Source organism: Lewinella sp., assembly GCF_050633125.1.
Lineage (GTDB): Bacteria > Bacteroidota > Bacteroidia > Chitinophagales > Saprospiraceae > Lewinella.
Map to the genome: position 1 here is coordinate 1 of NZ_JBOEFX010000174.1, position 9,207 is coordinate 9,207.

Below are 9,207 nucleotides of genomic sequence, written 5' to 3' on the forward strand. Positions count from 1 at the left end.
ATAATGGAGAACATTGTTTCGCTCGTCATACAGGTCAGGTTTTTCAAGATACACTTCCCCGGTACGCCAGAGCCGTTCCAATAGGGCTTTAATCGATTCACGAATCTGGCTCCTCTCTGTATCTGACCAGGTGGTATTCTCGTTCTTGACCAATAACAAATATAGTTCTCGGTGCAACTCCAGGACGGTGACTCGCTTTGCTTCCGTCGGATGCGCAGTAAGTACAGGTTGTATTCGAAGTTTTGGAAAAATGGCCGCCATCTCTTCTTCCGTACGGCCTTGTTGTTTCCAGCGGTCAAAGGTTTCACCCCACGACCCACGAATGGCAGCTATTCCCTGCTCATTTTCTACTTGCCGCTTGTACTGTACAGCTACATTTTCCTCCACCATATTCAACAGTTGAAAGGAAATGCTCAGCGCTTGGATAAGTTTCGTTTCCTGATCATCGGCTAAGCCAGTAATCTCGAAAACCTCATTGACCCAGGGAAGTTGACGCGCTAGTTCTTCCTCGCCAAGAGATAGTAATACTTCCTGAAAACAGGTCATGATAAAGTGCAGATCCTTGACGATCTTATCAACTTCTTGATATTGAAGGGTACTTTTCATAATTGGTAAAAGAGAATATGAAATTTTACAGCGAAACTCGTTTCTAAACAGTTTCCTACAGGCATTAATATAGAAAACACTGCTAATTCTAAATCCATTCTCCCTGTGAAATTTTCGCCCCTTTTACAATATCTAACCATTTAATTTTTTCCCTACAACAAGATTCCTGCTGTAGCTGTTATATCTTTGTTTTGGCTCTCTACTTAGTAAACTCAACAAAATATGTTTAGCAAGTCTTGTAAATATGCGATTCGCGCAGTTCTCTTTCTAGCGATCAACACTAATGATGATACTAAACTTGGAGTAGAAGAATTAGCCAATGAATTAGACGTTCCAAAACACTTTTTGGGGAAAATCTTACAACAACTCGCCAAAAATAAAATGGTGTCATCGACAAAAGGAAGAAACGGCGGCTTTTACTTGAGTGAGCAAAACAAGGCAGCCAACCTACTGAGCATTATTGAATCTATTGACGGGAAAGATATTTTCCAAGAGTGTATATTAGGGTTAGACCACTGCTCAGATGCAAATCCATGTCCATATCATGATTCAATTCAAAAGGTTCGTCGAGAGTTTCTCCTTCAACTCAAGGACGAAACCATTGAAGCTTCTGCTACCAGAATTAATGAGCAGAGCTTAAAGCTGAAGGATTAGATCAAATCTAAAAGCCTCTTATCTTGCCTATGTTCGTTTTAATGTGGGCGGCCATGATGAGTAATCAGCCTACTGTTTTCCTGGTCCCCATTATCATCGTCCTGATTTATTTCAACTGGTACGCTGGTATTTGGGCCAAGTACCTTATGTCGGATTTATTGAAAGGAGAATTGAACTTAATAAAGCAGCGTTCAGAGCTTTAAGTAATAGCACAAAAAAGGCTGCTACTCGTTTACACAAGTAACAGCCTTTCTAACTTAGAATCTATCTATTTACTCATCCATTTTGAGCAAACTCAAGCATCCTCATACTTCAGGAGAAACTTGGGGTTGATTACTTTAAAGGAAACCCGACCAATTTGATCAGTTTTCTCTTTCAATGGACGGATAACAATACCCTCACGGCGCGTTTCCTTTCTCAAAACAGAGCCCCCGATCGATAATTCAACCAGTCCCTTGATATCTGACACCAAGGGGAAACGCTCTTCTAAAACAGGTACCATTGGTAGCTCCAGGTTTTCCATAAGCGCTCTAAAATCTGAATAGTTCAAGTACTCATAGTTACTGATGTCAAAGGCATTAAAAAATCGGACGGTCTGGCCTTTCAGCTTGTACTTATTACTTTGAATACCCTCACCAATCAATTCTCCTTGAATGGCAATATTCTTTCCTAGGCTATTAAGTTTTGCCTCAATACCCAAGTTGACTGCCACTTTCCAAAAAGAATTGTCTTCCGATTTTTCCAACTCCATATTACGGCTACACACACCAAATTCACCTTCATTCAAGTAGTAGGTAACACTTGATCCATCCAGCTTTTCAGTAACAAAACAATGCTCGCCTTCGTACTTCTGTAGCAAATCAGCTAAAATTTGAACGCGAGTTTCATCTGTTTTAGGAATAAATGAGGGAAATCCCCCTTTCATAACACCCGATAACTGAGCAGGAATTGGTGGCTCGTATTTTTCAATTCCCAATACGGTGGTTACATCAAGGCCTTCTTCTACCTTAACGGTATCAGGCAAGATGGATAGCGGAAAACAAACTCCCTGAGAAATTTGACCTCGCAAACGAACTGTGCGAATTCGATTACTCCTCGCTCTGAGAAATTCAAATTCAGGACGCTCAGGCAGGATACTATCAATTTCTACATAAACACATAAATCCCCAACGGAAAACTCCCCTTTCTTTACCACTAGCTGCCAGCCTAGAACAGTAGCTTTACAAATGCTATCGGCATTTGGAATGGGTTCGAGGGTAGTAATTCTTTGAAGAGAGGCTAATTTTCTCATTGATCTTTTAATAGGTTCATCCACTAAACTTATTAGTCAAGAAATTAGTTCCGTGCCAGATAAACCAAAACTGCAAACCTTACTCCGCTCCAATTACGACCGTAGCAGCGTCCAACTTATCCGCGCTCGCTTTCAGCGTCATTTTTCCTGGTTCTTGGCCAGACTTCAGGATTATCATTGCTTTGCCGTAAAACAGCTCTACCTCCTGAGCCTGAAAAGGGGCAAAAGATTGTGGATTGCCATTACCAACGCCAGCAATACTACCTTCTCCTACAAGAGAAAGGCTGATTTTATCCATAGCCAAAGGCGCCAAATTACCTTCAGCATCAAGAGCTTCCACTAACACGTAGGAGAGATCCTGATCATTGGCATGAAGCCTTCTACGATCAGGCGTCAGGCGCAGTTGGGTCGCCTTTCCGGCAGTTTTGAGTGTCTGTTCCCCTATTTTCCGGCCTGCTTTGTAGGCGACTACTTTTAATTCACCAGGTTGGTAGACGACATCATTCCACATCAAGCGGAAACGGTCTACTGAATTATCTGACTTCGGTTGCTTGCTGCGGCGACCTTGTGACTCTCCGTTGAGGAATAACTCTGCCTCATCGCCATTGGTGTACACAAAAACGGGGACGTTCTCCCCTACCCGCTCGGGCCAGTTCCAGTGCGGCAGAATGTGGATCATATTCTCTTCCGGCAGCCAATAGCTTTTGTACAAATAGTAGCGATCCTTGGGTATACCCACCAAATCCACTATTCCGAAATAAGAACTACGGGCAGCAGCTTCATCTGTAAAGCCCATTTCTTTCACAGTTTTGTTATCATAAGGCGTAGGTTCACCCAGGTAATCAAAGCCTGTCCAGACGAATTCTCCAGCGATGTAGGATTCATCTTGCTGCCACATAAAATCATCGTCGGCGATCTCCGCCCACCAAGGAGCATTCAAGTCGTAAGAACTTACCTGCAAAGATTTTGTGAATGCTGTTTTGTCATCTGGCAAAGGGAACTCGTAGAAGCCACGCGTACTCAACGTAGAAGCGGACTCACTAATGATTACAGACTTATTCGGCTCCATTTGTCGAGCCAAACGATAACGGCGGCCATAATTCCAGCTGTGCACATCATAATAATCAAAATGACGACGGGCAGCATTGTCCAATTGGTCATTTACCAGCGTCACCGGGCGAGTAGGATCGTATTTACGAACGTAATTTACCATCGTATGCAATCGCTGAAAACCATTGTTATCATTGTTCTGAACGTCAGGAATTTCATTGCCTACTGACCATAAGAATACAGAAGGGTGATTGCGGTCACGAACAACAAAATTATGAACGTTTCGCTGGGCAAAAGTCTCAAAATCAGTATCCTCAAGAATGGCAGCCTTAGCGTCGTATTTATCAAAGGCTTCATTAAAGAACAGCAGCCCCATCCGGTCGCACATTTCCAGCAATTCAGGTGCCGCAGTATTGTGGCTATTGCGAATGGCGTTTACCCCCATTGATTTCATAATCTCCAACTGGCGTTCCATGGCACGAGGGTAAAAGGCGGCACCCAAAGGGCCGTGATCATGATGGAGGTTTACGCCTTTAAGTTGCACGCGACGGTCGTTGAGGTAAAACCCGTGGTCTGGATCGAAGCGAATGGTACGCACTCCAAAATTAGTGATATACTCATCTACGATTTCTCCATCTTTTCGCACTTTGGTTACCAAGCGATACAAGTAAGGTTGGTCAACATCCCAACGAACAGGGTCTAGTACCGTCAGGGTACTTTCTAGCGTCGATTGTTGCCCCGCATTGATCCATTTCTCAAAATCTCCTTTTGCTACCACTTGTCCACCATCACTTAATACTTGGTGTTCAACGGTAATGTTTGCACGTTCAGCAGTGAAGTTATTAACCTTGGTACTTACCCGAACATCAGCATAATGAGGTTTGACAACGGGTGTCGTTACATAAGTTCCCCAAATATCTACGTGCACAGGTGCCACCGTCAATAACTCTACCTTTCGGTAAATGCCTGCACCAGGGTACCAACGGCTATCAAAACTTCTGGTGTCAGCGTGAACCGCTAAAACATTCTTCCCGCCAGGCGTAACAAAGTCGGTAATATCTACAGAAAACGAGTTGTAGCCATAATCCCACTCTCCTGCCAACTTACCATTAATGTATACTTTGGGAAAAGCCATTACTCCATCAAAAATCAAGTACATGCGCTGGCCAGCCGCCGCCGCTGGGATGACCAAATCACGTCGATACCAAGCCTGACCTTGCCAAGGTAATTTCCCTGTACTTCCATTGCCATCCAAAATAAATGGACCAGCAATAGCCCAATCATGGGGTACACTCACTGTTTGCCAAGCAGCATCCTTAATGCCTACAGTGTGCGCATCTTTGGTTTCTCCTTTTCTAAATTTCCATCCCTCTGACAGGGTAACAATGGTCCGGTTTTGTGCATCAAGGCTTAGCATGCCAACTAATAACACAAATAAGAATAGGAACGACTTTTCAGGTAACATAAATAAACAATTAAGGTGTTACAACTCAACAAACTACTCGCCTGAGTAATACTCCATGCCTTTAAGTGCTTGCTTATTTTCGTCAAACAAGGTAGCATTATCCCAGTGAGAGCCCTGGCCCCAACGGGTAGAGCAAGCGGTAGATACCCATGCTGGCTCCCAATAAATCAGCCCGGCTCCACCACCAGTTTCTATTTTTTCTTCCAAGGCTTTGAGGTAGTCGTATTGACCTTGCTCAGTGATAGCGTAACCTGCTACCCCTGCCTCTTCCCCAAGAATATTGTTGGCATTATCCAGGTTGTCCAAAGTATGAGGATAGGCCGTTTCCACGACCATAAGTTTTTTATTGTAAGTAGTAGTCAATGTTTGAATCGCGGCAGGTAGATCATTAAGGGCTACATTCGACCATAGGGGGTAGTAAGAAATACCTATCCAATCAAAATTCGTAAGGCCATTCTCTTTGGCTTCAGAAAACCACCACAAGGCGTTTTCAGGCTGGGCTACGTGCAACATGGTCGCAATTTCCTTTCCCGTAGCAGAGCTAATAGCACGGACAGCTGACAGCCCTTTGTTCAATAAAAAGGCATTTCTGTTCCAGTTGATGCTATTATAGCTACCATTAGGATCTTGCAAAATCTCAGCATTGGTTTCATTGCCAACCTGTACATATTCTGGCAACAAGTCCAAGTCATCTAATTGACTTAATACCTGATGGGTGTAGTTGTAGACAGAATCTCCCAAGGCCATCATATCATTGACAACAGGTAGCCAAGCTGCCGGAACCTCTTGCTTAGCAGGATCGGCCCAGTCATCAGAATAATGGAAATCGAGCAATACTTTCATCCCCGCAGATTTAGCGCGCTCGATAGATTTTTTCACGTCTTCGTAGTTGGAATAGTCTGTCCAGCTGGGTTCATGCCACAGGCGCAACCTTACAATATCTGTGCCCGCATTTTTAAAGATGGCATAAGAATCTTCGGTTGAGCCTTCTGAATTCAGGTAAATGGCTCCACAATCTTCCATTTCATTTACATAAGATAAATCTGCCCCACGTATAAAATCCTCTTCAGGCGTTGTGATGATTGGAGGAAAATCTGTAGGTGTCTCCACTCTCTGGTCACAAGCAACTCCCAGTAGTGCTGAAAAAATAATTAATCCTAATATCTTTTTCATAATCTCCTTTTTTCTCAAAACTGACGCAAGGTAGAATGGGTACTCCCCAAACTACTTTGCGCCTAGTGTAAACGTCCTAATACTTAAGCCGAACAAATATAAGTGTATTTTATACATTTATTTAAAAAAAGACCGAATGCTAATTTTTCACAACTACCATTAGTACTTCTTTTATTATCCTCAATGCTTACGTACCTTTGCAGGCTGAATAAAAAACTGTTACCATTCCCATCTCTCCATCTTCCACTTCATCATTTACCCCAGCTAGGTCTAGCAATTTCACGCTTTTTAAAGCGGAGGTCAAGGCAATCCCCCTCCCCGAGAAGTTTACGTTCCCATTCTATTACGAACCTCATCCGCTGGCCTTATTAGCTGCTCAAGAGCTGCAGCAATATTTATCAACTCAAGTAGATTGGGCACATAATTTTGGTAGTGACGATGATAAACAGGAAGCTGCAATTGGTAAAATGTTTGGCGTACTGGTGGTCAAAGACAGCGCTGGACAATTGGGTTATCTCTCTGCTTTTTCCGGCAAAATAGCCGACAGTAACCACCACCCTGGTTTTGTCCCCCCCCTTTTTGACATGCTTTCTGAGGGGAGTTTTTTCCTCGCAGGAATGGAAGTTCTCAATCAGATCAACGAGCAGATTAAACAATTATCTGCCTCTCCAGCCTTATTGGAATCCCGACAAGTTTTAGCAGACACCCAAGCAGAAGCAACTGAGCAGGTAGAAGGTTTCCGCGCTAAAATGAAAGCTGCCAAAAAAGCGCGTAAGGTCAAAAGAGAAGCTGCCCGAATTACATTCGAGGCGGCTGATTTTCTGGCGCTTCAGGAAGAATTGAAGCAGGAAAGCCTTCAACATCAGTTTTATTTCAAAGACCTTGTAAAGCGGTGGACAGAAAGAACAACCCAAGCTCAGGAGCAATACGATCATTATCAATCTGAGATTGATATGCTAAAAGAGCGTCGTAAAAATCGCTCCAATGCGCTTCAACAACAGCTCTTTGCCCAATACCAGTTTCTAAATCAGGCTGGTGAAACACGCAGCTTGGAGGATATTTTCAAACACACCGCCATAAAAAAGCCACCCGCTGGCGCAGGCGAATGCGCGGCTCCCAAGCTCCTGCAATATGCGTTTGCCAACAATTTCCAACCCGTGGCTATGGCCGAATTTTGGTGGGGGCAATCTCCAAAATCAGAAGTAAGAAAGCATGGTAATTTCTACCCTGCTTGTCGAGGAAAATGCGAACCCATTTTAGGCCATATGCTAGCAGGGATGACACTGGACGATAACCCCATGCTCAGCAACCGCAATCAAGTAACAGATATTCCGGTTGTTTATGAAGATGAGCACCTGCTATTAATCAACAAGCCGCCGGAGTTTCTTTCTGTTCCTGGCCGGCATGTGAAGGATTCTATACAGTTGCGGATGAAGCAAAAGTATCCGGAAGCTACCGGCCCGATGGTCGCACATCGGTTGGACATGTCTACCTCTGGCCTCATGATTATAGCTAAATCCATGGAGGTTTATAAGTTTCTCCAGCGCCATTTCATGAAGCGAACGGTTAGTAAACGCTACGAAGCTTTGCTTGATGGTATTGTTGCTGAAGACGAAGGTACTATTGACCTTCCCCTTCGCCTGGATATCGATGATCGCCCACGGCAGATGGTTTGCTACGAACACGGTAAAGCTGCGCGTACCCACTGGAAGGTGATCGACCGCCAGGATGGTAAAACCCGCATTCACTTCTTCCCCATTACTGGTAGAACCCACCAGTTGCGCGTCCATGCGGCTCACACGCTGGGCCTCAACGCCCCGATTATAGGTGATGACCTGTACGGCAAAATAGGCACTCGCCTTCACCTGCACGCCGCGGCCATTACCTTTAAGCATCCGGTAACCAAGGAGATGGTGAGTTTTGAGGTATCCGCGGATTTCTAGATTCTTTTAGTTGTCTCAATAACAAGATATTTAGGTCTTAATTTTGGAAATTCTTCAAATTATCATTTCCTTTATTTGATCATTTTATTCCTGTTTGTCACCTCCTAAACCTTCAAGTTGATGTCTTTCTCTAAAAACGCTCTAACTCTTCTATTTTTTTGCTTTTTTACTTTTTCTATAGCTGCTCAGGATGCACTCACTGTCGGTTGGCAACATTTTGCCAATAATGATTTTGATGCTGCTCGGTCGGTCTTCAATACAGCCCTGGATGGGCCTGATAAAGCGCGAGCTCACTTGGCATTGCACTTGGTGGGCGCAGCAGAAAGTGCTGAGCCTACGGCTACTTTCCAACATTTTAAGAAATTCTACGAAACCAGCGATAACCCCACCCCTTATATTATGGGGTTGTGGTCTACTAATTACGGCCAACGAACGGAAGCTGAAGTAGACTTCCTGGAAACACTGATCGAAAAAGAGCAGGGAACTCTCAGGGCCCTGGCTTTACAAGCGCTTGGCAACCATTATTATGCTAGCAATGATTCGCGAAAAGCCGTTCGATATTATGAACAAACCGGAAGCATTGAGCCCTGGGCTGTCTTGGGCGAATTTGAGAATATTTCTGAAAGCGGTTTTGATAAAAACTTCCAAGCGCTTGCTCATCCGAACAACGACTTCGATTTTAGAAATAAATGGGGAGTGCCCATCAGTTGGTTTGACATCAAAGCGCCCAGATGGGACAACTGGGTAGACATGGACTATTTTTTCTACGCTCAGAATTCCATTATCTACGCTCAGAATTTTTGTACCAGCCCTATCGAACAAGACATACAATTCCGAATTGGCGTATCCGGTTCTGTAAAAGTATGGGTCAATGATCAATTATTATTCAGCGAATCGCAAGAGCGTAACAATAACGTAGACGCCTATATTTTCCCGGCAAGATTATCCGCCGGAAGCAACCGTATCCTCATCCAGCTTGGCGAAAGTGAAACGGACAACTGCAACTTCCTTTTACGAATTACCGA

8 protein-coding genes are annotated in these 9,207 nt (G+C 44.0%); 4 read left to right on the top strand and 4 right to left on the bottom strand.

Going from position 1 to position 9,207, the window contains the following annotated elements; genetic code table 11:
- The coding region (locus tag ACRBG0_RS26975) for a phosphoenolpyruvate carboxylase (protein WP_431489937.1) at window positions 1-606 on the bottom strand (606 nt) is incomplete at its 3' end.
- A gap of 222 nt (window positions 607-828) precedes the next feature.
- Here ACRBG0_RS26975 and ACRBG0_RS26980 point away from each other — a divergent pair.
- Window positions 829-1,260: an RrF2 family transcriptional regulator gene (locus ACRBG0_RS26980; RefSeq protein WP_431489938.1), complete on the top strand. Its 432-nt coding sequence runs from the start codon at window positions 829-831 to the stop codon at window positions 1,258-1,260.
- Window positions 1,261-1,289: 29 nt separating this feature from the next.
- Window positions 1,290-1,463 (top strand): hypothetical protein, encoded by a 174-nt coding sequence (locus ACRBG0_RS26985; protein WP_431489939.1) that lies wholly within the window; start codon window positions 1,290-1,292, stop codon window positions 1,461-1,463.
- Window positions 1,464-1,555: 92 nt separating this feature from the next.
- Here ACRBG0_RS26985 and ACRBG0_RS26990 read toward each other — a convergent pair whose 3' ends face one another.
- From ACRBG0_RS26990 to ACRBG0_RS27000, 3 genes are all read right to left on the bottom strand, one after another.
- Window positions 1,556-2,551 (bottom strand): RNA ligase (ATP), encoded by a 996-nt coding sequence (locus ACRBG0_RS26990; RefSeq protein ID WP_431489940.1) that lies wholly within the window; start codon window positions 2,549-2,551, stop codon window positions 1,556-1,558.
- Between the two features lie 79 nt (window positions 2,552-2,630).
- Entirely contained in the window at window positions 2,631-5,066 is a 2,436-nt protein-coding gene (locus ACRBG0_RS26995; protein ID WP_431489941.1) for a glycoside hydrolase family 2 TIM barrel-domain containing protein, read from the bottom strand.
- Between the two features lie 33 nt (window positions 5,067-5,099).
- Entirely contained in the window at window positions 5,100-6,239 is a 1,140-nt protein-coding gene (locus tag ACRBG0_RS27000) for a glycoside hydrolase family 53 protein (RefSeq protein ID WP_431489942.1), read from the bottom strand.
- Between the two features lie 467 nt (window positions 6,240-6,706).
- On the opposite strand from ACRBG0_RS27000, the gene ACRBG0_RS27005 reads away from it, so the two are divergent.
- Entirely contained in the window at window positions 6,707-8,182 is a 1,476-nt protein-coding gene (locus ACRBG0_RS27005; protein ID WP_431489943.1) for an RluA family pseudouridine synthase, read from the top strand.
- Window positions 8,183-8,302: 120 nt separating this feature from the next.
- The coding region (locus tag ACRBG0_RS27010; protein WP_431489944.1) for a tetratricopeptide repeat protein at window positions 8,303-9,207 on the top strand (905 nt) is incomplete at its 3' end.